Here is a 23,928-nt window from a genome sequence, read left to right as displayed (position 1 = left end):
GTTCTTATAGGTAAAGAGTGGTGGGTCAAACCATCGCCGGGTCTGGATCCAGGCCCATCAGTTCACGCCCCAGGATCTGTGCGCAAACGTCATAGTCGGTGTACGCATGCGCCCCGGTGAGGTGCGCATCGCGAAACAGTCGTTGCAGTTCGTTGGACTCAAACCACGCACCGCCGCCAGCGGCCTCCATCAAGCGGTCTACCGCCTGGATGCACAGCTTGGTCGCATAGCCCTGGTTGGTCCGCCAGAACGCCAGGGTGCCACGGCTTGGATATTCATGACGCTCGCTGTGCTCGGCGATCTCGCTCCAGCTCTTTTCCAGCAAGGCCCGCGCGGCGGCCACCTGGTGTGTGGACTCGGCCAGGCGCATCAGCGCCGGTGTCGCTGCGCCGACTGCCGCACCGGTGTAGGCCCGCACCCGGTTCTTGGTCTTTTCGCGGAACACGTCGAGCATGCGCTCGGCGATCCCCAGGCTCACGGTGGAGAAGCCGCTGGCAAAATACGGACGGTACGGGGCGAAGAAAATCTTGCTGTGCGGATACAAGCCAAAACCCGCCGACTTGCCCTCCATCATGTCCTTGGCCTTCTGGATGCGGTGCTCGGGCACGAAGGCCTGATCGACGATCAAGGTCTTGCTGCCACTGCCACGCATGCCCACGGCAAACCAGTCGTCACGAATCGTGTAGTCACTGCGCGGCAGCACGGCGAAGCAATAGTCCTGGGTGCCTTCGGCGTTTTTGCGACGAAAGCCCATGATCGCCCACTCGGCATGGTCACAGCCTGAACTCCAGCCCATCTCGCCGCTGAAGGTCACGCCACCCGGCACTTCTTCGGTACGCCCGAACGGTGCGATGCTGCTGCTGGCGGTCGCGTCGGGGTCAGTCCCCCAGACCTCGTCCTGCAGCTTTGACGGGAACATAGCCATCTGATGGCTATGCGTACACAGCAGGCTCATCGCCCAGGCAGTGCTCGCGCAAGAGCCGGCCAACAGCGCGATGCATTGGGCAAAATCCGGCAGGGAGATTTCCATGCCACCGTACTTTTTCGGCAGGAACGCCCGATGCATGCCGATGCCCTTGAGCAACGCGATGTTCTCGGCAGGCACGCTACGGTCGTTCTCGGCGGCGAAGGCATTGGCAGCGATAGTGGGCAAGACCGACTTCAGGTCTTCCAGCAGAGGGTTTGGCTTTTTCATGGGTCGTCTCTTTATTATTGGATATCCCCATTCCTGGTGCGCCTGCGTCCTGCTCAAGCGAAAGACAGGGTAAAACCACCGGGAACGTTCGTAATGACACGACCAGTATGTGACCCAGGGTCGCAGCGCAAAATGCACGTTCCAGATGGAAGATTGTACTTTCCATGGCCCACAAAAAAGCCGCCGCAGAAACTGCGACGGCTCAGCAAAGGCACAGCCTTATGTAGGCGCTGGCTTGCCAGCGAAAACCGCCCAGGCGCCGCATTCATCCAGGTGCCCGGTATCGTTAGCCGACTCCTACAGGGTTAGCGATAGCGCTCAAGCCAATGCGCGTAAGGCGCCGGCAGGGTCCAGGAGGCCTTGTCTACTCCCAGTTCCTTGGCGGCGAAGTACGCCCAGTGTGGGTCGGCCAGGTGTGCACGGCCTACGGAAACCAGGTCCAGATGACCGGCCTGCAACGCGCCTTCGGCCAGTTGCGGCGTGCCGAACCCCCAGGCTGAAGTGACCGGCAGACCGGCTTCGCGGCGCACGCGCTCGGCAATCGGGCCCATGAACGCCGGGCCCCAAGGGATATTAGTGTCAGGGATAGTGAAGCCGACGCTGACGCTCAGCAGGTCCAGGCCGCCCGCTTTGAAACGGCGAGCCAGTTCGATGGATTCTTCCAGGGTCTGTTCGTCGCGCCCGTCGTACTCGATTACGCCAAAACGTGCGGTCAGTGGCAGGTTTTCCGGCCAGACTTCACGCACGGCGGCCAGGGTTTCAAGCATGAAGCGGCTGCGGTTGTCCAAGCTGCCACCGTAGGCATCGGTGCGCTGGTTGGAGTGCTCGGAGAAAAAGCTCTGCCCCAGGTAACCGTGGGCGAAATGCAGTTCGATCCATTCAAAGCCAGCATCGCGGGCTCGGCGGGCGGCATCGACGTAATTCTGTTGGACGCGGGCAATGTCTTCCAGTGTCATCGCACGCGGGACGTTCGGCAGGTTCGCGCCAAACGCGATGGCCGATGGCGCGAGGGTTTGCCAGCCACGGGCGTCGCCTGCGGGGATATGGTCATCGCCTTCCCACGGACGGTTGGCACTGGCCTTGCGCCCGGCGTGGGCAATCTGGATGCCGGGCACCGAGCCTGCAGCCTTGATCGCCTGGACCATAGGCACGAAGGCTTGTGCATGGGCGTCGCTCCAAATGCCGGCGCAGCCAGGGGTGATACGACCTTCAGGTGCAACGGCGGTTGCCTCGACCACCACCAGGCCAGCGCCACCACGGGCCAGACCGGCAAGGTGGACGTGATGCCAGTCGTTGACCAGGCCATCTTCAGCCATGTATTGGCACATCGGCGGAATGGCGATGCGATTGCGCAACGTAACGTCTTTGAGTGTGAAGGGTTCGAACAATGCAGCCATGGGAATGCTCCTGAAACGAGGGTAACGTTTGATTCGATAGTTCGATCTTAATCGAACTATGGTAATCAATGCTAGCCCTGTTATCATTCGTTTCATGCGAGCCTTTAAACACCCCTCCTCTGAAGAATTGACCCTCGAACGCCTGCTCTATGCGTTGAGCGACCCTGTGCGCCTGGACATCGTGCGCTGCCTGGCCGGCGTTGAAGAAGCCAGCTGCGGCGAGCTCGATGGCGGGCGCCCCAAGTCCAGCATGTCCCATCACTTTAGGGTGTTGCGCGATGCCGGGCTGGTGCATACGCGCAGCGTCGGCACGACCCATATGAACTCGTTGCGGGCCGATGTGTTGGCGGTGCGGTTTCCTGGATTGCTGGAGTGCATTCTGTCCCAGCAGTGAAGCACTTGGGTTAATGCCAGTCAGTTAAGCCTTTTTGTAGGAGCGAGGGGGACGCCTAGTTCTTGCTCGCGAAGAACTTGAGAGCGCCGCGTTTACCTAGCAAACACGCGTTATCGTTGACGTCCTTCGCGAGCAAGCTCGCTCCTACAGAAAGCAGAATCCGCTTAACTGACTGGCATTAGGCACTTGGGCGCCCTTTCGGGCGCCATCGCCTATGAGGTCAGTAGAAATACGCCAGGCGAAACTGCAGCGAATTATCGATCTTCACCCCTTCGCGCACTGATGTGTCATGCATCAGTTGCCCCAGCACCTGTACCTGCTTGCCCAGCATCGTGGCCACGGTAAAGCCGACCGTGCCATTGCTGCGGCTGGTGGCCAGGGTTTCATGGTCCAGCGTCTCGCGGGCGCCCCAATTGTGGCGATAGGAGATGGCCGCGTAAGTCTCTGGGGTGAAGTTGTAGCGCAGGTGGTTGTGCAGTTGCAGCAGCGGGTCTTTCTTGGCATCGGTGGCGCGCTGTTCGCCGTAGAACTCGGTTTCGGCGATCACATCCCAGGTGATTTTGTCGGTCAGCCCCTTGATATACCCCACCTGGAAGTCCAGGGACCAGCGATTGTTGCTCAGGGCAAAGCTCTGGTTCTTGTCCGCGCCCGTGGGCGCGGTGACAAATACTGACCAGCCCAGGTGCTCGTTGTTGGCCAGGTCCGCAAGGGTCCACACGGTGCCACCAAAGGTGATGTCGCCCAACCCCGAGTTCTTGCTGTCGCTGGCGCCGGTCTTCTGGTAACCGAAAGGAATGACGATCTGCGGGTCCCAGGTCAGGCCGGTGTTGAAGAACTCGGTGAAGTGGATCAGGCGCAACACGCCTACGCTCATGTCCAGGTCCAGGTTGTCGGCGACTTTCTTGCCGCCAGAGTAAACCTTGTCGCCCCGCGGGTTCTGCTGGTACAGCACCACCACATCAGTGCCCTGGGGCAAGGCGGTGTAGTCGCCGGGGTCGGGCTTGACGTCGGCATGGGCCAATGGTGCCAGGCTGGCGAAAAGTGTGCCGAGGGTCAGCGTACTAAGTGTTTTCATGGCGAGTCCGTCTTATTGTTATTGGAATTGGAGGCAAAGCTTCGCCATGACGACTCCACAGGAAGTCGCCAGGCGCAGATTTCAACGAGGGGTCAGTGGAGCGTCTTGAGATCGGCCTGCAAGTCCTGGGTCCGCTTGACCAGGTATTGGCGGATCAACTCCATGTCTTCGCGTTGCAGAATGTCGGAGAAGTTGGGCATGCCCCGGTTGATCAGCGCCCCGCTGACAAAAGCCGGGAATGCCGCGTGCTTGTTGTCATCCAGGTAACGCAGGTCCGGCACCACCCCGCCGCTGATGGCATTCAGGCCATGGCAACCGGCGCACAGGCCGTTGAACAGGTCACGCGCCTGGGCCAGTTGCCCGGGTGTCGCGGTGAGTACCTGGCGGGTGGCCGGCAGCACGGGCGCGGCCTTGGGCGGTGGCAACTCGCCTGTAGCACCGAGTTTGAAGGCAATGACCCGCGACTCGGCCCGCACCTTGCCCTTGTTGGTCAGCGGGCCGGTCAATAGCGGCAGGATCCCGCCCCAGCCCACCGAGAACGCCACGTACTGCTCACCATTGACCGTGTACGTGACCGGTCCCGCCATCACCCCGGAATTGGCCCGGTGCTCCCACAGCGGCTTGCCAGTATCGGCACGGTAGGCCACCACCCGACCGTCGGCGGTGCCCTGGAACACCAGGTTGCCCGCCGTAACCAGCGTGCCGCCGTTGCCGGCACTGATGTAGGGCTGTTTCCAGGCGGCCTGCTGCTTGACCGGATCCCAGGCGATCAACTCACCGCTCCAGGCGTCACGGATCTGGCTGAGCACTTTCGGGTCTTCCGGCAGGTCCGGCACATCCAGGCCAAAGTTGACCACCGATTTGTTCGGCAGAAATTGCGGGGCCTTGGCCGCCTTCAACTCCGCCAGGGTGTACTGCGCCGGAATGTACACGTAGCCGGTCTTCGGGCTGTAGGACATGGGGTGCCAGTTGTGCCCGCCGAGGAAACTGGGCTGCACCACCTTCGGTTCCTTGGAATAGTCCGCCGCGCCGGTGAGGATCGGGCGCCCGGTCTGCAGGTCGATGCCACTGGCCCAATTCACCGGCACGAAATTCTTCGCTGACAGCAGTTTGCCGTTGCTGCGATCGAGGACATAGAAAAAGCCGTTTTTCGGTGCCTGCATGATCACCTTGCGCACGCTGCCTGCAATGTTGATATCGGCGAGGATCATGTGCTGGGTCGCGGTGAAGTCCCACTGGTCCTGCGGCGTGACCTGGTAGTGCCAGACGTACTCGCCGGTGTCCGGGCGCAAGGCCAGGATCGACGACACATACAAGTTGTCGCCCTTGCCATTGCTACGGAACTGGTAGTTCCACGGCGAACCATTGCCAGTGCCCACGTAGAGCAGGTCCAGTTGCGGATCGTAGGCCATGGAGTCCCACACTGTGCCGCCGCCGCCCCACTTGACCCAGCCGTCGCCATCCCAGGTTTTCATGGCCTTGCTCATCGCCGCGTTTTCCGCGGGCAGCTTGGGATCACCCGGCACGGTGTAGAAGCGCCACACTTGCTTGCCGCTATCGGCGTCATAGGCCGTGACGTAACCGCGCACGCCGAATTCGGCACCGCCATTGCCAATCAGCACCTTGCCCTTGACGATGCGTGGCGCGCCGGTGATCGAGTAGCTCTTGCTGCGATCAATGAGGGTGTCGACGCTCCACACCGGCTGGCCAGTGCCCGCATCCAGGGCAATCAAGCGCCCATCGAAACTGCCCACGTAGACTTTGCCCTGCCACACCGCCACGCCCCGGTTGACCGGGCCACAGCAACCCTGGCTGAGGTTTTCGGCGGGCACTTTCGGATCGTATTTCCACAGCAGCTCGCCGGTGGCGGCATTCATCGCATAGACGATGCTGAAGGCACCCGTGGTGTACATCACCCCATCGACCACCAGCGGCGTGGCTTCGGTGCCGCTGTCGATATCCAGCTTGGTGGTCCAGGCCATCCCCAACTGGCCGACGTTGCCGGCATTCACCCCGTCGAGCGGGCTGTAGCGCTGCTCATCGTAGGTGCGGCCGTGGCTCATCCAGTTTCCCGGCTCCTGGTCGGCGGCTATGATGCGCGGCCCATCGACCTGGGCCGGGCCTGCGAATGCAAGCGAGGCCATCAGCAAAGGGCTGCCTATCAGCAGGCTGCGTATTCTCATTGTTATTGTTCTCCAACATTGATCGGCTCGGTATCAACCCAGCCCAGGCCAGGCTATTAGAGAGCCTGTCACGCCATGGCACTTGACTGAGGCTGCCAACGCGCTTGGCATTCCCTGCCAAACCGTGGCTTACGCAGGGTGCTGGCGAAAATCCCGAGGCGCATGCTGGAAATGGCGCTTGAAGGCCCGGCTGAAGTGCGCGGCGTCGACAAATCCCCACTTGAAGGCGATCTGGGTGATCGACTCATGGCGCAGCTCACGGGCGCGCAGATCCTGGGCCACCCGCTCCAGGCGGCGTTGCTGGATATAGCGCGCGATACTTTCATGGTGCTGCTCGAACAAGCGATACAACTGACGCACCGATACATTCAGGTGCCGCGCCAGGTATTCAGGGCCCAGCTCGCTCTCTTGCAGGGAAGCTTCCACCAGGCGGGTGGCCAACCCATAAATATCGTCATGCCCTACACAAGCAAATCCGGGCTGGCCTTCGGCACCCTCGTCCAGGCCGGCAATCGCCAGCCCAATCAGCGCCTGCTCCAGCGCCGGGCCATCGTTCTTGCCGCCATGACCTTCACTCAACTCGGCGTCGCCCAGCGAGCGGACCAAGGCGCGGATCATATGGGTCGAGACACTGTTGCGCGCCAGCTTGCCAAACAGGCGTTGCTGGGCGAACTGCCGGCTGACGGCTTCGCGTGACAGATGCACCGAGATATTTTGCACCAGGCCTTGCGGCTCGATCTCAAAGGGCCGGGCTGAATCCACCAGGGCAATATCATCCGGCCCCAGTTCGATCACTCGGTCTTTTTGTCGGATAAGCTGATGACCACTGCTTTGCAGGATCAGAAAACAGTGACGATCATCATCCCCATCGCCACGGGTGTGCTGCCGACTGATCAAGCCCGCGTTGGTGCGGATATGCGCCAACTCCAGGCCACACACATCCTGGCCATGGACACTGCCGATAAACAGGCTGTGGCGCTCAGAAAGCGCGGTACTGAAATTGCCGCACACCGCACGCAAGTCACGGTTCCAGTCGGCAAACTCGGTGCGGGTGTGCAACAAGGCAGGCATAGCCCCTCCCACAGATAATTTATAGTTATATCGTTAACATATTATCTATGTAGGTACACCTGCAAGCCCTAATCCATGCGTCGCGTAATCAGTTCGCTGATCGCCTGGGCATTCATCGGCATGCTGAGGTAGAAGCCTTGCGCTTCATCGCACTGCACGATTTTCAAGGCCTTGAGCTGGTCAAGGGTCTCCACGCCTTCTGCAGTCACCGTCAGCGATAGCGCCCGGCCCAGGCCGACGATGGCCTGGATGATCGACTGGTCGCCGCCGCTGGCGGTCAGGCCACCGACAAAACTGCGGTCGATCTTCAGCCCATCAAACGGAAATGAGCGCAGGTAACTCAGTGATGAATAGCCGGTGCCAAAATCATCCATCAGCAAGCGTACACCCAGGGCCTTGAGGCCCAGCATGATGCTCAAGGCAATTTTCTCATCGTTGAGCATCACGCTTTCGGTCAGTTCCAGTTCCAGCCGCGCCGGGTTCAAACCCGTCTCGGCCAGCACCGATTTGACCCGCGCCACCAAGTGCCCGCGCTGGAACTCGGTAGAAGACAGGTTGACCGAAATCATCACGTCCTCAGGCCAGCCCGCTGCGGCCTGACACGCCGCGTGCAAGACCCAATTGCTCAGTGGCAGGATCAGCCCGGTTTCCTCGGCAATCGGGATAAACACGTCCGGCCCCAGCAGCCCACGCAACGGGTGCTCCCAACGCACCAAGGCCTCGGCACCGGCCAAGCGCTTGCCTTCGATGCGGTAGCGCGGCTGGAAATCCAGGCGCAGCTCGTCATTCTTGATCGCATGGCGCAAGTCGCTTTCGAGCTGGCGTCGCTCGATGATGCGGGCATTCATGTCGCCGGCATAAAAACGCCAGGTATTGCGGCCACCGTCCTTGGCCTCATACAACGCAATGTCGGCGTAGCGTAGAAGCTCTTCGGCCAGGGTCGCATCCGCCGGCGCCATGGCAATCCCGATGCTGGCGCTGATAAACACTTCATGCTCGCAGATGTAGAACGGCTGCTCGATGCAGTCGATCAGGCGTCGGCACAGGCTCTCCACTTCCAGCGGCGAGCTCATGTCCGCCACCACCAGCACAAACTCATCGCCGCCGATGCGCGCCACCAGGTCGTCACCCCGCAGGCAATCCTGCAGCCGACGGGAGACCTGGTTGAGCACCTCGTCACCCGCCGCATGCCCCAGCAGGTCGTTCACCGGTTTGAAGCGGTCCAGGTCGATGCTGAGCATCACCAGCGGTTTTTCCAGGGTCGGCGAGGCCTTGAGCTTGCCCTCCAGAAACTCCTGCATGCGTGTGCGGTTGGCCAGCCCGGTCAAGGCATCGTGTTGCGACAAGTATTCAATGCGCCGCCGGGCGGCGACCTCTTCGGTAATGTCGCTGGCAGTGCCCCGATACCCCTGCCCCGGGATCTCGCGTACCGACAACCGGCAGATACGCACCTCGCCTTCGCCAGACAGGTAGTTGCACTGCACGATGGCATTGGCGCGCCGTGCGTGCTCCTTGAACCAGATCGACAGCGAACCCTGATCGGAGGTCAGCAGCTCATCGAGCGCAAGCCCCAGGCACTCGCGGCGCACAAGCCCGGTGATCGCCTCGAAGCGGTCCGACAGGTAGGTAAACCGCAGGTGGCTATCCACCTCCCAGATCCAGTCGGATGCCGCTTCCGCTACATCACGAAAGCGCTCCTCGCTGACCGCCAGGGCCGCGCGGCTGGCTTGCAGGGTGGCGTAGTTGCTGTCCATGATCCGTGCTGCAGCGGTAGTCCGGCGCAGGATGAACCAGGCCATCAGGCCGAAAATCAGGCCGGCGACCGTGACCAGGGGCACGATGATGACCAACAGCTGATGCCCCGGGTCCTCCGAGGACCACTGCACGACGCCGGCATTATCCTTGAGCTGCAAGGTTGGAGTGCTGGCCGAGCCCGCATCCGACGAGGCGACTTGCAAACCCTGCACACCAAAATCCCGGCCCAGAGCTTCGAGCCTTGCCGGTTCCAATTTGGCCACGAAGATCAGTACCGATTGGGGACCGTCATCGGCCGTTACGTCCGGATCGGTTCCGGGCGTGAGTGCCGCTGCCGCCAGTACAGCGGGTGTGCCGCCTGCGTTGATAAGCCGGCTGACAGACTGGCTGTTGACTGCAGCCGCGCGGGCCTGGGCCAGCAGCGTATCAATCGGCGCGTGCAGCCAATCCTGCACGGCAACCGTCTGCAACTGGCCGTCAATCACCGAGTACACCGTACGGCCCGCAGGGTCGACAATAAAGACGCCCTGGAAGCCCAAGTCCGTGAATAACGTAGCGCCAAGGTTCTGCCGGACAAACGCCCATTCCACGTCAATCGCCTGGTGCAGGTGCTGATAGGCATCCCCCCAGAATGCGTAGTCCTTAACCGTAGAACCGGCGATTTTTTCAACCGATAGCAAGGCGTTTTCGATATCGAGCCGGCTATGTTCCCCGGCATCGTGGTTCAGGTGATGGGCAATGGAGGTCAGCAACAACCCCACCAGCAGAAACATCGCCAATAACAGCGTCGAGCACGCGACTAAAGAGCCGCGTGCCATCGAAAGATTGGAGGTTCCTTGCCGTGTGGCCTTGGGGTCAACGTTGAGCTTTTCCATAGCGCTCCAGGCGTCATGACGCCCCAGGAACCCGCATCGAAAATCACATTGCGCACCGCAAAGTGCGCGACTGCCTGCCCATAGACGATAGACACTTTTTCAGGATTCCTCGGGTTTCCTGAAAAAAATCAACGGCTGGCCGATGTTATCAGCCCCCTCAATACACCACATACCGCACGGCATAACCGCCAAGGCGCTGATGCAACTGCTCACGCTGCGCAGCCGTCAGGCCAGGCACGTGAATATCCACCCGCTGCCCATGGCGCTCGTCACTCAGCGCCTGGACCTGGCTGCTGGCAGCAATCTGCCCCACTTCGTGTTCGAACACTCGACGCACCGCATCCAGGCGCAAGGCCGGCTTGAAGGTCTTGCCCACGGCGGTCAACGGGATCTGCTCCACCAGCCAGATATCCTTGGGCACCGCCGCACGCTCGTGAATGTGCTGCATGGCGTGTTCCATCAGTTGGGCTGCGCTGGCCTGCTCACCGGCCTTGAGCTGGATGTACACCACCGGTAGCTCTCCGGCCTTGATATCGGGTTTGCCCACCGCCGCCGCCAGCGCCACGGCGGGATGGCGATGTAATGCCTCTTCGATCATCTGCGGGTCAATGTTGTGACCGCCACGGATAATCAGGTCCTTGCTGCGACCGGTCAGCCAGATGTAACCATCGGCATCGATCCGCCCCAGGTCACCGGTATTGAACCAGTCGCCATCGAGCCAGATGCCTGCGTTCTTGTCCGCCTGCAAATACCCCTTGAACACCGTCGGACCGCGTAGGCACAGGGTGCCAGGCTCATCCGTGGCGGCATCACGCGTATAGTTGCCATCGCTGTCGAGCACCGCGATCTTGACCTCGCAATACGGCAGGCGCAGGCCGATGGAGCCGGGCCGGCGCTCGCCCTCGTAAGGGTTGCAGGCGGTGGCGCAGGTGCCTTCGGTCAGGCCATAACCTTCAATGATGCGCAGCCCGGTGCGGGCTTCGAACTGGCGGATCAGCTCCACCGGCATCGGCGCCGCACCGCAGAGCGCAAAACGCAGGGTGGAGACGTCAATACCGGCGTTGGGAACCTGCAGCAGTGCCGCATAGATGGTGGGTACACCGCTGAAACTGCTGACGCGGTAGCGCTCTACCAGTCTCCAGAAGTCCTTGATCAACGTCGGGTTGCGGTAACCCTGTGGCCCAGGAAGCAAGACCTGGGCCCCCCGGTGAAAGGCCGCAAGCCCGGTGACCATCACCCCGTTGACGTGGAACAGCGGCAAACCACACAACAGCACATCGTCCGGCACATATCGCCCGTGCAGGCCAATGATCTCAGCCATTGCCACTTCGTTGAAATGGGTGTGGGGCGCCAGCTTCGGCGTGCCGGTGGTGCCGCCGGTGTGGAAGTAGGATGCGATGTCATGCGGCTGGATGACGCGCCCGCTCTCCAGATAATCGGCCGGGGCAGCGGCGAGCAGTTCATCGAAATCCAGTACGCCTGCGGGCATCGGTGATCGTTGAGCCTTCACGGCACTGCGTTGCGGTTCTGCCAGCAGGTTGGCCAGATCAACCGTCACCACCGTGGGCATCTGCGGCAACAGGTCGGCCAATGCGGTCACCTTCTGCCACAGGTCCGTGCCGGGGAACGGTGCCAACGTGACCAGCACCGAGGTGTCGGAAGCGCGGATCAGCTCGGCAATGTGCTCAGGCTCCAGCAACGGGTTGATGGCATTGACGATCCCCGCAGCCTCACCGCCCCAAATCACAAAGTGGGTATGCGGCAAGTTGGGCAACAGGAAGGATACCGACTGCCCTGGTCGCAATCCCAGGCGGTGCAAGGCATTCGCGGTTTGCGTGACCTTGGCGAACAGTTCGGCATAACTGATGCGCCAGGGCTGGTCGTCGATGCTGCCCGTGGGCAGGAAACACAGGGCGGGCAGGTCACCGAAGCGCTCGGCCGAACGCTGTAGCAACTCATAGGTACTGGCGGGAAGATTACGCTCCGCCAGCGGGTACTGCTGTTCAAGAGCTTGGATATCACTCAGCCGAGCGAGGGAAACAGGTGCAGTCATGGTCTTGGGGTCCTTGCTTGGACAACGGTTCGCAGGCGCGATTTTCAGTTTTTCACTATAGGCGCCAGCGGATGGGTCGTGGGAAACGCCTGTTCATAGGCGCGACACACCCGCAGTACCTGGTCATCGGCAAATCTGGCGCCAACCACCTGCAAGCCAATCGGCAAGCCTTCGCTGGAAAAACCACACGGCAAGGACGCGGCAGGTTGCTGGGTCAGGTTGAAGGGATAGCTCAACGGTGACCATTTCATCCAGTCCTCCAGCCCCGAGCCAGGTGGCACATCGTGCCCTGCCTCGAATGCGGTAATGGGCATCATTGGGCAAACCAGCAGGTCATAGCGGCTGTGGAACTGATTCATCCGCGCCACCAGCGCAGCCCGTGCCTCCTGGGCCGCGGTGAAATGTGCCAGGGTGGTGTGCTGGCACTGCTCGGTAAACCGCCGCAGGCCCGGATCCAGCAAATCCTTCTGCTCACTGCTCAGTTGCCTTGCCAAATCCACGGCCCCAGCGTAGACCACGGTTTTGAACAACTCCAACGGGTCACTGAAGCCAGGGTCCACGGCCTCCACCTGCGCACCCAACTGCGCCAGGCGCTCAACCGCCTGGGCCACCGCGCGGGCCACTTGAGGGTCAACTTGCACATAGCCAAAATCCGCGCTGTAGGCAATGCGCAGCCCACGCAGGTCGGTGTCCTGCGGCAACCAGGGCGTATGCCGTGGCGCCCCCAGCAATCCATCCCGGGGATCAGGCCGCGCGACGGTTTGCAGAAACAACACGGCATCGTCCACCGTGCGCGTCATGGGCCCCAGGTGTGAAACCAGGGTGGTAGCGCTGGCCGGCCACTGGGGAATGTAGCCAAAGGTGGGCTTGAAGCCGAAGGTCCCGGTGAAACTGCTGGGGATGCGAATCGAACCGCCGGCATCGCTGCCCTGGTGCAACACCCCCAGGTTGAGCGAGGCCGCCACCGCCGCGCCGCCAGACGACCCGCCAGAGGTCATGCGCGTGTCCCAGGGGTTGCGGGTGATGCCGTAGAGCGGGCTGTCCGTCACACCTTTCCAGCCGAACTCAGGGCTGGTGGTCTTGCCCAGGATAACGGCGCCCGCGTCGCGCAAAAACGTGGTGATCGGCGCGTCGACCTCCCACGGCCCCTCTGCGGGAATCACCCGCGAGGCTTTACGGGTCGGCATCCCGCGGGTCGCTGTCAGTTCCTTGATCGAGGTTGGCAAGCCGTCCAGCGCACCACAAGGCTGGCCCTTGAACCAGCGCTGCTCAGCCGCACGGGCCGTGTCCAGCGCACCTTGCGGGTCGGTATAGCAATAAGCGTTGACCTGCGGGTTGAAGCGCTCGATACGGGCCAATGCATCCTCGGTGACTTCCACCGGCGACAGCCTTCTGGCGCGGAAATGTTCGAGCAGTTCGACGGCACTCATCTGCGCAATAGTCATGACAAAGTCCTGGTAATGGCGATATTCCCTGTAGGAGCGAGCTTGCTCGCGAAAAACCCGAGAGCGCCGCGCTTAACCGGCAAGCCCGCGTTATCGTTGACGACCTTCGCGAGCAAGCTCGCTCCTACAGGGGGCGTGATCTCAGCGCAGGTAGTCTTCCACCAGCGCCACCCAGCAGGCCGCGCCCAGTGGGATCAGTTCATCATTGAAGTCGTAGTGATCGTTATGCACTGAGCAACCGTTGAACTCACCCATGCCATTGCCCAAGCCGAAATAGCACCCCGGCACCTCATGCAGCATCCAGGCAAAATCTTCGCTGCCCATGGCCTTTAGCGACACTTGCTCCAGGACATTGGCGGTGCCCAGCGCCCGCTTGGCCGCCTCCAGCATGTGCTGGGTCTCGGCCGGGGTATTGACCAGCACAGGCGCCAGCAGTTGATAGTCGATATGGGCCGTGACGCCAAATGACGCGGCCTGCCCCAGGACGATCCCACGGATTCTTTGCTCGACGAACTCACGCACCTGCGGGTCGAGGGTACGCACGCTCAACTCCAGCATGGCCGTTTCCGGGATGATGTTGACGGCAGTCCCGGCATGCACCTTGCCAATGCTGATGACCGCCGAATCGTTGACCCCGATATTGCGCGACACCACGGTTTGCAGCGCGCTGATGATGCTCGCCAATGCCGGGATCGGATCAATGCTGCGCTCCGGCATCGCCCCATGCCCGCCACGCCCCGTGAGCGTGATGCACACCCGCTCGGACGAGGCCATGACCCCGCCACTCTTGATGATCGCGTGGCCCACCGGGAACCCCGGCATATTGTGAAAGGCGTACACCGCATCGCACGGAAAGCGCCGGAACAGACCATCGTCCATCATCGCCTTGGCGCCGGTCAGGCCCTCTTCATCCGGCTGGAAAATCACGTTCACCGTACCGTCGAACTCAGCATGCAACGCCAGTTGTTCAGCTGCCGCGAGCAAGGTTGCCGTATGCCCGTCGTGACCACAGGCATGCATCAATCCTTCACGACGGCTGGCCCAGGGCAAACCGTTTTTCTCAACGATGGGCAGCGCATCCATATCGGCCCGCAGCCCCAGGGTTTTTGAGCCGCTGCCACGCCGCAGCACCCCGACCACACCACAACCGCCGACGCCGGTGTGTACTTCGTAGCCCCAGCCTTCGAGCAAGCCAATGACCAAAGCTGCCGTTTCCCGGGTGTTCTGCCCAAGCTCAGGTTCGGCGTGGATATTGCGGCGGATCGTGACAAAACGCTCGGTACTGTCTTGCAGGCGCGTGTGTAGAGGGCTGTAGTTCACGGTAGATTCCTTATTCTTGGGTTCAGGTCAGAAAATTCAGGGACGCCCAGGGTGCTCAGGGTAGAAACGCAGTGCCGCGCCACTTAAAATGATGGCCCCACACAAGTACCAGGCCGGTACCAGCGGGCTGCCGGTCAGGGCAATCAGCCACGTCACGATCAACGGTGAAAAACCGCCGAACAGCGTCACGCCAAAGCTGTAGATGATCGACAGCCCCGTCACCCGGTCATCACGGGAAAAGGCTTCCATCAACAATGCCAGCCCCGCTCCACCGCTGATGGCCATGGGTAGAATCAGCAACGAGACCGCCACCAGGCACAGCAGCGTACTTTGCTGGTCGAGCATCACAAACGCGGGATAGGTCAGCACCGCTTGCAGGCCGCACAACCAATACAACAGGGGTTTGCGCCGGGGCATGCGATCGGCGAAACGCGAGGCAAAAGGCGGCACCACGGCCAGCAACACACAGGCAAAGGCCACCAGGCCAAAGGCAAAGCTGCTGGGGTAATGCAGCGTGCGGGTCAGGTAGGTGGGCATGTAGAACACCACCATGTACGAACTCACGGTGGAGCTGGCCATCAGCAGGATGCCCAACCCCAGGGTGCGTGCGTGATTGCGCACGAAGTCGCGAAATGGCGTGGGTTTGTCGATGTTTTCGTGGGTTTCATCCAGGTGCTGGCGGATGTACCAGCCCACCGGGCCGATCAGCAATCCGATGATGAACGGCACACGCCAGCCCCAGCTGTGCAACGCCTCCTGCGACAGCATCGTGGTCAGCACCAGCCCCGACAGCGCGCCCAACAGCGCGGCGGCGCCTTGGCTTGCGCCCTGCCAGCAGACCATGAAGCAACGGTTATCGGTACGCCCGGACTCCATCAAGAACGCTGAGGCCGCACCCACCTCGCCGCCAGCCGAAAAGCCCTGGAGCAGACGGCCAAAGACCAGCAGCACGGTGGCAAAGATGCCGATGCTCGAATAGGTCGGAGTGAAGGCGATAATGCCGGTGCCCACGGTCATCAAGGCGATGGTCAGGGTCAACGCCTGCTTGCGCCCATAACGGTCGGCGAACCGGCCAATCAACACCGCGCCCAGGGGCCGGATCAAAAAGCCCAGGGCGAAGGTCACCAGCGACATCATCAACGACGCCAGCGCTGAGTCAGCCGGGAAAAACAGCTGGCCGATAATCACCGCAAAAAAGCTGTAGACCGTGAAGTCGTACATTTCCAGGCCGTTGCCCAGGGACGAGGCCACTACCACGCGGCGCGTCCTGGCGCGCGACGGCACCGCCGGCACAGGGGCTACATAGTCAAACGAGGATGAAGGAGCCGAGGTCGTCTTCATGGTTTAGCGCACCCCGGACTGACGCAGGGCATTGGGCGTGAACTCACCTTCCAGTGCTTTCACATCAAACTGATAGTTGCGTTTTTCTTCGTTCTTCAGGCCCAGCACCAGGTACCGCCCGCTGATCATGTCATTCAGGGTTTCGGCGGTGTAGAACGGCACCTGATGGTTGTAGTAGGACTGCTGGTGGGCTTCAGCCACGCGCCACAAGGTATTGCGCCCGTCGTAGTGGTCAATCACAGCCGCTTGCCAGGAGTCCTCGTCGATGTAGAAATCGCGCTTGGCATACACATGCCGCTGGCCCGGTTTCAACGTCGCAACCACATGCCAGACCCGGTGCAACTCATAACGTGCCAAGCCTTGGTCGATATGGCCGGCCTTGGTGATATCCGCGTACTTGAGCGTGGGCGAATCGAGTTTGTAGCTGTTGTAGGGAATGTACAGTTCCTGCTTGCCGACCAACTGCCAGTCGTAGCGATCCGGCGCGCCATTGAACATGTCGTAGTTATCCACCACCCGCTGGCCATCCGTACTGGCGGCCGGGCCGTCATAGGCCACCTGCGGCGCCCGACGCACTCGCCGTTGGCCTGCGTTGTAGATCCAGGCCTGGCGTGGCTCCTTGACCTGATCGAGGGTCTCATGCACCAACTCGACGTTACCGGCCAGACGCGCCGGGGCAATCACTGTCTGCTTGTTGTAGAACAGCACATTGCTCGGTTTGGCCGGATCGTAATCGGCCAGGCTTTCGCGCAACACATACTGGTGGTCATAAGTCACTGGCGTGCCCACGCCGCGTACATCCGGCACGATCTGCACCATCTGGCGCTTCATGCTGTCGCCCCGATAACGGGTGATGTGGTTCCAGATCACCTCCAGGCCGTCCTTGGGAATGGGGAACGGATAAGCCTTGGTAAAGTTTTCCAGACCGTTGCCACCCGCGACCAGCCGGGTGTTCAGGGCATTTTTGCGCGCGGCCTCGACAATCGCCGGCGGCACGTTGACGCTGCGGTGCGTGGGATAAACATTCATGGTGTAGTCGGGGTAACGCTTGAACATGCCGATCTGGCCTGGAGACAGGCGGCCCTTGTACTGCTCGACGTTCTGCGCAGTGATGGTGAACAACGCTCGTTCATTGGCGAAGGGGTCGGCCAGGAACCCGGCACTGTCGACCGCACCGGCATCCTTGGGCAAACCACCGGTCCAGGCCGGGATCGAGCCGTCGGCGTTGCCGGCTTTTTCGCCGCCCAGTGGCGTCAACGTGGTGCCCAACCGAGCCGCTTCCTCAGGTGAAACAGCGGCCATCGCCGAACTGCAGAGCAGCAGCGCCAACGTGCTGCCATAAATAACCGGTGTCGAAAAATTCATCAGGCTCAATCCTTTTCTTGTTATCGGATGGCAGGTTCAGAAGCTCACGCCCATGCTCAGGGAAACGAAGTCACGATCAGTCGCCGTGTTGTAGTCACCCCCAAAGAAATCGGTGTAGGACAGGCTCGCCGTGTAGGTATTTTTCAAGTCCGCATCCAGGCCAAGACTGATGGCCTTGCTGCCTTCGTTGAAGTTGGGGCCGTAACCTTCCACGTCATGGGACCAGGACAGGCTGGGCTTGAGATTCACCCCGGCAAACACGTTCTGATAGTCAAGCATCGCCCGCGCCCGGTAACCCCAGGAGTTGCGGGTGTAGAACCCTTTGCTATTGCAGTTTTGCGGGTTGACCGGGTTGGCCATGGTCGGGCAATTGCGGTTATCCGGCAGCTCGCCATTGCCGAAGATGCTGTCGCGGCCAAAGCGCAGGGCACTGCTGTTGAGGTCGCCAAGATGGTTGTAACCCACCTCGGAAATCAGCGTCAGGCGTTCGGCCGACCACACCTGGTCGATAAAGTGGGTGAACGTGACCTGCGCCTGGCTCACCGGTTTGCGCACATAACCGTGGAAATCTTCGCCGGGTACCGGCCGGGCGAACCCACTGGCGAAAATCGGGCTGCCCAGGTCCGCCGCCATCGAGCCGGCCAGGGCGGAAATCGTCACATCACTGCCGTTGAGGGACAGCGGCATGTTGGGTCGATAGCTCAGCTCACCGGAGACGGCGGTGGTGCCCAGAGTGGTGGAAAAACTCAGGCCATAGAGGCGGATATCTTCCGGGTATTCGACAAAGTACTCGGCGCTCGACGCCTGGGTGCCGGGCTTGACCGCAAATGGGCTGTCCCCTACCCGGCCGCCGACAAAAGGTGCGCGGCTGTGATAGTTCATGGCATACAGCCCGAACTCGGTATTGTTCAGAGCCTCAGCCTGCCAGCGCAGCGCCACCCCGAACTGGCCGCTGTCACGCGCATCACGATCGGCGCCGCGCGTGAAGTGATACTGCCCGCTGGGATCCCACGGCGGCGAAAACCCCATGCGCGTGCTACAGCCGTCGGCCATCACGTCCGAGCCGAAAAAAGTGCCGCAGTTATCCAGAACCGTCTGGTCCCACTCCAACTGGTAGAACACCTCGGCAGACACGCTGTCGGTCAAGCCCTGGGATAGAAACAGCATGTTCACCGGGATCAGCCCTTCCTTGATCTCTGCCCCTGGCCGGCGGAAAGCGGCCACATCGGTGGGGTTGATCACGTTGATCCCGTTACCGATAAACGTACTCTCGCCCCAACTGATCACCTGTTTGCCCACCCGCGCATTGCCGGGTTGGCCGTCGATGAAATAGTTGTGATAGATGAATGCATCGAGGATTTGCGCACCGGATGACTGGGCCGCTTCCTTGCGATTGCTATCGCTGATGGGCAAGTAGCGGCGGCTCTCGTCCTTGAGTTCGAAGTCGTACCAATATTTGCCGCGCACAAAGACACCGGTATCGCCGTAGCTCAGTTGCAAGTCGTGCACGCCCTTGAAGATCTTCGAAAAGGTCTCGCCTTTACGAAAATTCATGCGTCCATCATCGGCACTCTGGCTGGAAGCGTGCCCGCCGTTCCAGGTGCCCACATAAGCCGGGTCTGCGTTACGCAACGCCCAACTGCTGCCAATGGACAACGACGAGTCGAACTGCCCCTCGATTTCTCCGACATTGAAGCTGATGGCCTGGGCCTGGATGCTGGTGCCGAGTGCGAGGACGGCGGTCAATGCACAGGGCCGTACTCGATCAAACTGAAAGTGGTTTGCCACAGAACTTCCCCATCGTTTTTATTATTGAAGGCAGTGCACGTGGCCTGCCGGGCGATGTTGGCGCTGGAGAATCTTCGGGGAGCGTGTTAAAGGTGTCCAATGCAAATATGAAGGAAGATTAATGCAGTGGACGACTCAATCGACTTGAAGCGGGTTCGCCACCTGGTCTATTTGAGCGAGGAGTTGCACTTTTCCCGTGCGGCAGCTCGCGCCCACCTCTCACAGACTGCATTCAGCCGCAGCATTCAATCGCTGGAGAGCGACCTGGGGGTGCGCTTGTTCGACCGGGACACACGCTCCGTCACCCTGACCGAGGCCGGAAAACAACTGATCGGACGCGCCCATGAGCTGCTCAGTTGTGCCAAGAGAATGCAGGCCCAGGCCAATGACCTGGCCGGGACCGAAGGCGGTGAATTGCGGTTTGGCGTGACGCCGATGGCCGCCAACCTCAACACCACAGACGTGCTGGTCAAGCTGCGTAAAAGCATTCCCCGGCTGGTGCTCAATGTTCAGGTCAACTTCTGGGAACACCTGTCCCATCAACTGGAAACCGACCAGCTGGAATTTGTCGTGGCCACATTGCGGGCCGACCAGCAATTCGATCCGCGCTTTTCCATCACCCACCTGCCGCCGCAACCGGCGTCGATCTTTTGCCGCCGCGATCACCCCCTGGCACGGCAGGCACAACCGATTGCACGGGAGCAGATTCTCGATTACCCCTGGAGCGGCGTCGTGCCGTCAAACGAGGCGTCGCTATATGCCTTGTTCGACCTGACGCCCGGAACGCTGCTGCCCTGGACCCTGAGCTCCAACGATCTGAACCTGCTGCGTGAAACCACCTTGACCAGCGACTCGCTGCTCTTGACCTGGTGCTCCTGGCTTGCGCAGGACCTGCATGAGGGTTTGCTGGTGGACCTGATGCCGTTCATCCAGCCGGGCTGGCCAGCCGACTTGCTGACCATCAGAAACGCCGTGGTGTGCCAGGCCGGGCGCACGCTGTCACCGATTGCCCAGCAGGCGGTGGACTCGATCATTGCCAATGCCCGTAGCCCGCTCCCATAGGAGTCAGGGCCTACCCAGCACCTTGCTGAAGCTTTGCGCCGCCGGTTGTAACCAGCGTGCCTGGACCAGCAGCGGGGTCACAGCGGCACCCGGTTCGATCTGCCCGTCCACCTGCAAGCGCCGTGGCTGCGCTTCGATCTGGAAATGATGCTCGCCAGCCAGTTGCAGGTCGGCCAACAGCCGCAGCCCATCCCGGCACTGTAGCGCTATCCGGGTGTTTCCCAGTTTGACCAGCCATGGACTCAACACGGCAAGGTCGTGCCCCAGCAACTCCCCTTCGGCTTTACGGCACCCCGCTCCAGCGCCATCGACCTGCAATCGCCCTTCCCAACGGCCGTCCAGCACGAACATCGGCGCCGGCAAGGCGCTGACCGCACGCGGTGCCAACTGCGCCTGCCAATTCCACGGCCAGCCCTGGACCGACAACGCCCAGATGCGTTGCTGAAAGCCCAGGTTCACCTGCGCCTTCCATGGCCTGATGCGCCACTCCACCGGGCCCAGGGCACCGGCACGTGCCGCGCGGCCATTCCACACACTGCCCGTGACACCGCTGGGCTGCCAGCCCGTCGGCCACGGCACCTGGCGAGCAACAAAGGCCGCGGGTAGCTCCAGCAGCAAGGTCAGGGCAAATACCCCAATGCCCCAGAGGATGACGGCGCGACTCATGGCCTGGCCGCCACTTCCAGACTGAAGGCATAGCCCTGGCCGGTACCTTGCGTAAGGCTCCACTGCAAGGGCCGTCCGCCCTGTTCCTGCACGGTGCGCAGCAGGTATTGCAGGGCCTGGGGGCCGGGCAGTTCGCCTTGCAATTGCCAGCGATCGCCCTGTTGCTCGACCCGGGTCAACACCCATTGACGCGACACGGCCAGCGCCTGCCATTGCTCGTTGGAAAACGCTGCCGGCGGGACCAGCGCGCCGGCCTGTTGCGCCAACGCCTGCCACTGGCGCGCCTCCTGCCAGGCCGCCAGCAGCGGCCGTGCCAGCAACACCAGCAATAACAGCACGACCGTTGACCAACCGGCCAGCAGGCCATAACGACGCTTGGGCGGCAGTTGGTTGAAGTGGGTCAGGTACGCTTGCATCCGGGCTTTCATGGTTGTTCTCCCAAATCAAAACTCAGGAGCAGTTGCCCGCCAGCTCCTTGCGCCTCATCCATCCATTGGGCGCCAGCGACCTGGGCAATCGCCTGCCACTGCGCCGGCGCAGGCCGAGGGCCATTGCCGCGCAGGCCCAGGCGCCAATGCTTGCCGTCAAACGCCATGCTCATCACCGACCAGCCCGGTTGCTGTTGCAACCAGGCCGAGAGCGCCTGTTCCAGGGCGACGATTTTCTGCTGGCGCACCTGCCAGTCGATCGCCTCGCCCTGCACACGCGCCAACGCCACACGGGCCTGTTGCGGGTGCTTCGCAGGCCCGGCCAGCGCCGTGACCTGGGCTTTCCAGACGTCGATCTGGCGCAGGCTCTGCAGCAGATACACCGCGCCCCAACAGGCCGCCAACACCACACACCCCACCAGCAAGTGTCGCTGCAAGCGGTTCATCAACGGGGCCCGTTGCGCGCGGGCACGCGTCGGCCGTGTGCCCTCCAGCACACTGGGCAGTTGCTCCAGGCGCGCCAGGCGCGACGGCCAGTCGCCCTCAAGCGTCTGCGCGGGCAGTTCGCGCCAGGCCTGGGGCAAGCGCTCCCCCAACACCTGCGGCCAGACCAACCATTGCCGCGAGTGCGCCTTGAGGCACAGCGACAGTTCACACTGCCAACGCACGACATGCCCAGGCTCGGGCTGCGGCAATAACTGCAATTCGGCCCAACCGTGGGTGATCTGTACCCCCAGTAGCCCGCACTCGGCCAGCCAGTGCTGCACCTGTTCCCGTTGCATCACCAGCAACTCAAGTTGGCCGGCCTCCCGGGACAGGCAACTGACCAGCAGCTCTTCAGCCGGTTGCTGCGCATACTCTTCAAACAGCTGCGGCCACTCATAACGCTTGAGCCCTGGCGGCGCCGGCAGGCAGAAATGGCTGCAATCGAGCGCAGGAATAATCAACGCCCCCGGCAATTGCAGCAATGCAGGCGGTGGCGGCCAGGCGCCGCTGGCACACGCCTGTTGCGCGCGGTAGTGCAGCCACTGCCAACGGCCCTCGGCAGTGGCTGGCGGGCGCATCAGCAACCATTCCCGCGGCTTGGCCCGCAGACGCTCAAACATGCCGACGCTCCGACTCACGGCTGGGTATCGGGCAAGGTGAAGGTACAGACATAAGGGGCTCCATGATGCTCGAACTCGATCCGCACACCGCGATTGGGCTGGGCGGCAACAGTAGAAGGAAAGGCCAGCCAGCGCGTGCCCTGGTAAAAACTGAACGTGGCCCGCTCGACCGGCGCCAATGACTCCTTGCGCGCCCAGCGTGGCTTGTCGGCGGCGTACAGGTCGGCCGACACCCACAGCTCCAGACGCTGCTGGCGGGCATCGAACAGCAGGCGCTGGCGTTGTACCCGCGACGCACCGTCAGCCGGTGGCCATGCGGCCAGGGCCACCCACTGCAACTGCCCAAGAGCTGGCTGCCACTCCAGCCACGCCAGATCCAGGGGCAAGCGCTGTTCATACAATTGGCGCAGCACCAGGGCGTCGAAGCGACGCTCCAGGGCCATGCAGAATTCCAGGACCTGAGGTTCGCCACCGGGCTCCTCCAGACGCTCACGCACTTTGACCCAGCCATTGACCAAGGCCGCCAGCAACACCCCGACCACCGCCGTCAGGGCCATCGCCACCAACAACTCGATCAGGGTCAAGCCGCGCTGCGCGGCCTTCATGGGCGCACCAGAAACAGGCTGAACTGACCCAGCGGCTGGCGCTGCTCGGGATCGGCAAACAGCGTCAACTCACCACGACGCAAGCGATTGACCCCGGTATTGCCCAGGGTCAGTTGCCAATGACAGGTGGCGAGCCCCTGACGCAACTGACCACTCACCACATTGATCTGCGGCCAGTACTGCTCTACGCCAAAGCGCGTCTCCAGCTCCCGCGCACACAAACTGCCCAGGCGATGTTGCGCGACGGCCTGGTGGGTCGCGATGCGCTGGCGCAACAACTGGCTGACCATCACCGCCATCAGCGCGGCAATTCCCAGGGCAACCATGACTTCGAGCAAGGTAAAACCTCGTTGGCGCTTCATGGCAGGGTCGCAATATGCAGGGTGTTGTCGGCCTGCCATTGCCAGCGCTGACGGCCCTCGGCCCAACGCCAGGTCAGTGACACCGGACGTGCCAGACCCGAGGGCGTGAACATCACCTGAGGCTCGCTGGTTACCGGCCAATCAGGTTGCAAACCGACCGGCCAGGGCGCGCCGCGTGACGGTTCGACCTGCCACGCAGGCGCACCGGCCTGCCAGCGTACGAACTCCGGCTGCCGACCATTCCAGCGCAAGCCCAGTAGTTGCCCGGCATGCCGGGCCTGGGCGGCCTGGCTGCGTGCCTCGTTGGCCAACTGTGCCAGGGCCTGGCGCATCGGCGCCTGGCCGGCATCCAGGAAGGCCACGCCCAGAGCACTGAACAGACCAACGATCAACAAGACCACCAGCATTTCCAGGAGCGAAAACCCGCGACTGCGCTGCATGC

Annotated in this window: 21 protein-coding genes; 3 read left to right on the top strand and 18 right to left on the bottom strand. The window is 61.9% G+C overall.

All coding sequences use genetic code 11. The annotated features are described in order from the left end of the window. Positions 1 to 25 precede the first annotated feature (25 nt). Both FJD34_RS00370 and FJD34_RS00365 read right to left on the bottom strand, forming a co-directional pair. Positions 26 to 1,195, bottom strand: a complete 1,170-nt coding sequence (locus FJD34_RS00370) for a p-hydroxyphenylacetate 3-hydroxylase oxygenase component (protein ID WP_090291249.1) — start codon at positions 1,193 to 1,195, stop codon at positions 26 to 28. 305 nt (positions 1,196 to 1,500) lie between these two features. Next, positions 1,501 to 2,592: an NADH:flavin oxidoreductase/NADH oxidase gene (locus FJD34_RS00365; RefSeq protein ID WP_032861349.1), complete on the bottom strand. Its 1,092-nt coding sequence runs from the start codon at positions 2,590 to 2,592 to the stop codon at positions 1,501 to 1,503. A gap of 58 nt (positions 2,593 to 2,650) precedes the next feature. On the opposite strand from FJD34_RS00365, the gene FJD34_RS00360 reads away from it, so the two are divergent. Next, positions 2,651 to 2,986, top strand: coding sequence for an ArsR/SmtB family transcription factor (locus FJD34_RS00360; protein ID WP_029291131.1), 336 nt, complete (start codon positions 2,651 to 2,653; stop codon positions 2,984 to 2,986). A 220-nt stretch (positions 2,987 to 3,206) separates the two neighbouring features. Here FJD34_RS00360 and FJD34_RS00355 read toward each other — a convergent pair whose 3' ends face one another. The 10 genes from FJD34_RS00355 to FJD34_RS00310 form a co-directional block, all read right to left on the bottom strand. Continuing rightward, positions 3,207 to 4,061, bottom strand: a complete 855-nt coding sequence (locus tag FJD34_RS00355; protein WP_090291250.1) for a transporter — start codon at positions 4,059 to 4,061, stop codon at positions 3,207 to 3,209. Positions 4,062 to 4,153: 92 nt separating this feature from the next. Further along, positions 4,154 to 6,244, bottom strand: a complete 2,091-nt coding sequence (locus FJD34_RS00350) for a PQQ-dependent dehydrogenase, methanol/ethanol family (RefSeq protein ID WP_032861354.1) — start codon at positions 6,242 to 6,244, stop codon at positions 4,154 to 4,156. A 129-nt stretch (positions 6,245 to 6,373) separates the two neighbouring features. Further along, positions 6,374 to 7,315: a transcriptional regulator FeaR gene (gene feaR, locus FJD34_RS00345; RefSeq protein ID WP_090291251.1), complete on the bottom strand. Its 942-nt coding sequence runs from the start codon at positions 7,313 to 7,315 to the stop codon at positions 6,374 to 6,376. A gap of 68 nt (positions 7,316 to 7,383) precedes the next feature. Further along, positions 7,384 to 9,945 (bottom strand): bifunctional diguanylate cyclase/phosphodiesterase, encoded by a 2,562-nt coding sequence (locus FJD34_RS00340; protein WP_032861356.1) that lies wholly within the window; start codon positions 9,943 to 9,945, stop codon positions 7,384 to 7,386. Between the two features lie 157 nt (positions 9,946 to 10,102). Beyond that, positions 10,103 to 11,998: an acyl-CoA synthetase gene (locus FJD34_RS00335; protein WP_090291252.1), complete on the bottom strand. Its 1,896-nt coding sequence runs from the start codon at positions 11,996 to 11,998 to the stop codon at positions 10,103 to 10,105. A gap of 44 nt (positions 11,999 to 12,042) precedes the next feature. Then, entirely contained in the window at positions 12,043 to 13,443 is a 1,401-nt protein-coding gene (locus FJD34_RS00330; RefSeq protein WP_032861360.1) for an amidase, read from the bottom strand. Between the two features lie 141 nt (positions 13,444 to 13,584). Further along, positions 13,585 to 14,763 (bottom strand): amidohydrolase, encoded by a 1,179-nt coding sequence (locus FJD34_RS00325; RefSeq protein WP_050593392.1) that lies wholly within the window; start codon positions 14,761 to 14,763, stop codon positions 13,585 to 13,587. A gap of 36 nt (positions 14,764 to 14,799) precedes the next feature. Then, complete coding sequence (locus tag FJD34_RS00320) at positions 14,800 to 16,104, bottom strand: MFS transporter (protein WP_090291253.1); 1,305 nt, start codon at positions 16,102 to 16,104, stop codon at positions 14,800 to 14,802. A gap of 3 nt (positions 16,105 to 16,107) precedes the next feature. Then, complete coding sequence (locus FJD34_RS00315; RefSeq protein WP_090291254.1) at positions 16,108 to 17,469, bottom strand: DUF1329 domain-containing protein; 1,362 nt, start codon at positions 17,467 to 17,469, stop codon at positions 16,108 to 16,110. Between the two features lie 36 nt (positions 17,470 to 17,505). After that, complete coding sequence (locus FJD34_RS00310) at positions 17,506 to 19,257, bottom strand: DUF1302 domain-containing protein (protein ID WP_065943130.1); 1,752 nt, start codon at positions 19,255 to 19,257, stop codon at positions 17,506 to 17,508. Here FJD34_RS00310 and FJD34_RS27995 point away from each other — a divergent pair. Continuing rightward, entirely contained in the window at positions 19,215 to 19,379 is a 165-nt protein-coding gene (locus FJD34_RS27995) for a hypothetical protein (protein ID WP_162276345.1), read from the top strand. The two genes, FJD34_RS00310 and FJD34_RS27995, sit on opposite strands and share 43 nt — an antisense overlap. 4 nt (positions 19,380 to 19,383) lie before the next feature. Continuing rightward, entirely contained in the window at positions 19,384 to 20,319 is a 936-nt protein-coding gene (locus tag FJD34_RS00305) for a LysR family transcriptional regulator (RefSeq protein WP_090291255.1), read from the top strand. A gap of 3 nt (positions 20,320 to 20,322) precedes the next feature. Here the strand turns inward: FJD34_RS00305 and gspN are convergent, their stop codons facing one another. The 6 genes from gspN to gspH are packed head-to-tail and all read right to left on the bottom strand — an operon-like array spanning position 20,323 to position 23,926. Continuing rightward, positions 20,323 to 20,985: a type II secretion system protein N gene (gene gspN, locus FJD34_RS00300; protein WP_090291256.1), complete on the bottom strand. Its 663-nt coding sequence runs from the start codon at positions 20,983 to 20,985 to the stop codon at positions 20,323 to 20,325. Continuing rightward, the gene (gene gspM, locus FJD34_RS00295) at positions 20,982 to 21,413 is read right to left on the bottom strand and encodes a type II secretion system protein GspM (RefSeq protein ID WP_090291257.1); all 432 of its coding nucleotides are present in this window, start codon (positions 21,411 to 21,413) and stop codon (positions 20,982 to 20,984) included. The genes gspN and gspM overlap by 4 nt, the downstream gene beginning before the upstream one ends. Further along, complete coding sequence (locus FJD34_RS00290; RefSeq protein ID WP_090291258.1) at positions 21,410 to 22,519, bottom strand: GspL/Epsl periplasmic domain-containing protein; 1,110 nt, start codon at positions 22,517 to 22,519, stop codon at positions 21,410 to 21,412. Before FJD34_RS00290 ends, gspM begins: the two co-directional genes overlap by 4 nt. A gap of 14 nt (positions 22,520 to 22,533) precedes the next feature. Then, entirely contained in the window at positions 22,534 to 23,124 is a 591-nt protein-coding gene (locus FJD34_RS00285; RefSeq protein WP_032861369.1) for a PulJ/GspJ family protein, read from the bottom strand. Next, positions 23,121 to 23,486 (bottom strand): type II secretion system protein, encoded by a 366-nt coding sequence (locus FJD34_RS00280; RefSeq protein ID WP_032861370.1) that lies wholly within the window; start codon positions 23,484 to 23,486, stop codon positions 23,121 to 23,123. The genes FJD34_RS00285 and FJD34_RS00280 overlap by 4 nt, the downstream gene beginning before the upstream one ends. Beyond that, positions 23,483 to 23,926, bottom strand: coding sequence for a type II secretion system minor pseudopilin GspH (gene gspH, locus FJD34_RS00275; protein ID WP_065943134.1), 444 nt, complete (start codon positions 23,924 to 23,926; stop codon positions 23,483 to 23,485). The genes FJD34_RS00280 and gspH overlap by 4 nt, the downstream gene beginning before the upstream one ends. Positions 23,927 to 23,928 lie beyond the last annotated feature (2 nt).

The sequence above is a fragment of the Pseudomonas brenneri genome, from assembly GCF_007858285.1.
Lineage (GTDB): Bacteria > Pseudomonadota > Gammaproteobacteria > Pseudomonadales > Pseudomonadaceae > Aquipseudomonas > Aquipseudomonas brenneri.
Note: the sequence above shows the minus strand (reverse complement) of the source record. Positions and strands in the feature narration are given on the sequence as shown.

Excerpts from the sequence above, each read along its gene's own strand:
- FJD34_RS00370 (WP_090291249.1), bottom strand. The coding sequence starts at position 1,195 with ATGAAAAAGCCAAACCCTCTGCTGGAAGACCTGAAGTCGGTCTTGCCC.
- FJD34_RS00365 (WP_032861349.1), bottom strand. The coding sequence starts at position 2,592 with ATGGCTGCATTGTTCGAACCCTTCACACTCAAAGACGTTACGTTGCGC.
- FJD34_RS00360 (WP_029291131.1), top strand. The coding sequence starts at position 2,651 with ATGGTAATCAATGCTAGCCCTGTTATCATTCGTTTCATGCGAGCCTTT.
- FJD34_RS00355 (WP_090291250.1), bottom strand. The coding sequence starts at position 4,061 with ATGAAAACACTTAGTACGCTGACCCTCGGCACACTTTTCGCCAGCCTG.
- FJD34_RS00350 (WP_032861354.1), bottom strand. The coding sequence starts at position 6,244 with ATGAGAATACGCAGCCTGCTGATAGGCAGCCCTTTGCTGATGGCCTCG.
- feaR (WP_090291251.1), bottom strand. The coding sequence starts at position 7,315 with ATGCCTGCCTTGTTGCACACCCGCACCGAGTTTGCCGACTGGAACCGT.
- FJD34_RS00340 (WP_032861356.1), bottom strand. The coding sequence starts at position 9,945 with ATGGAAAAGCTCAACGTTGACCCCAAGGCCACACGGCAAGGAACCTCC.
- FJD34_RS00335 (WP_090291252.1), bottom strand. The coding sequence starts at position 11,998 with ATGACTGCACCTGTTTCCCTCGCTCGGCTGAGTGATATCCAAGCTCTT.
- FJD34_RS00330 (WP_032861360.1), bottom strand. The coding sequence starts at position 13,443 with ATGACTATTGCGCAGATGAGTGCCGTCGAACTGCTCGAACATTTCCGC.
- FJD34_RS00320 (WP_090291253.1), bottom strand. The coding sequence starts at position 16,104 with ATGAAGACGACCTCGGCTCCTTCATCCTCGTTTGACTATGTAGCCCCT.
- FJD34_RS00315 (WP_090291254.1), bottom strand. The coding sequence starts at position 17,469 with ATGAATTTTTCGACACCGGTTATTTATGGCAGCACGTTGGCGCTGCTG.
- FJD34_RS27995 (WP_162276345.1), top strand. The coding sequence starts at position 19,215 with ATGCACAGGGCCGTACTCGATCAAACTGAAAGTGGTTTGCCACAGAAC.
- gspN (WP_090291256.1), bottom strand. The coding sequence starts at position 20,985 with ATGAGTCGCGCCGTCATCCTCTGGGGCATTGGGGTATTTGCCCTGACC.
- gspM (WP_090291257.1), bottom strand. The coding sequence starts at position 21,413 with ATGAAAGCCCGGATGCAAGCGTACCTGACCCACTTCAACCAACTGCCG.
- FJD34_RS00290 (WP_090291258.1), bottom strand. The coding sequence starts at position 22,519 with ATGTTTGAGCGTCTGCGGGCCAAGCCGCGGGAATGGTTGCTGATGCGC.
- FJD34_RS00285 (WP_032861369.1), bottom strand. The coding sequence starts at position 23,124 with ATGAAGGCCGCGCAGCGCGGCTTGACCCTGATCGAGTTGTTGGTGGCG.
- FJD34_RS00280 (WP_032861370.1), bottom strand. The coding sequence starts at position 23,486 with ATGAAGCGCCAACGAGGTTTTACCTTGCTCGAAGTCATGGTTGCCCTG.
- gspH (WP_065943134.1), bottom strand. The coding sequence starts at position 23,926 with ATGCAGCGCAGTCGCGGGTTTTCGCTCCTGGAAATGCTGGTGGTCTTG.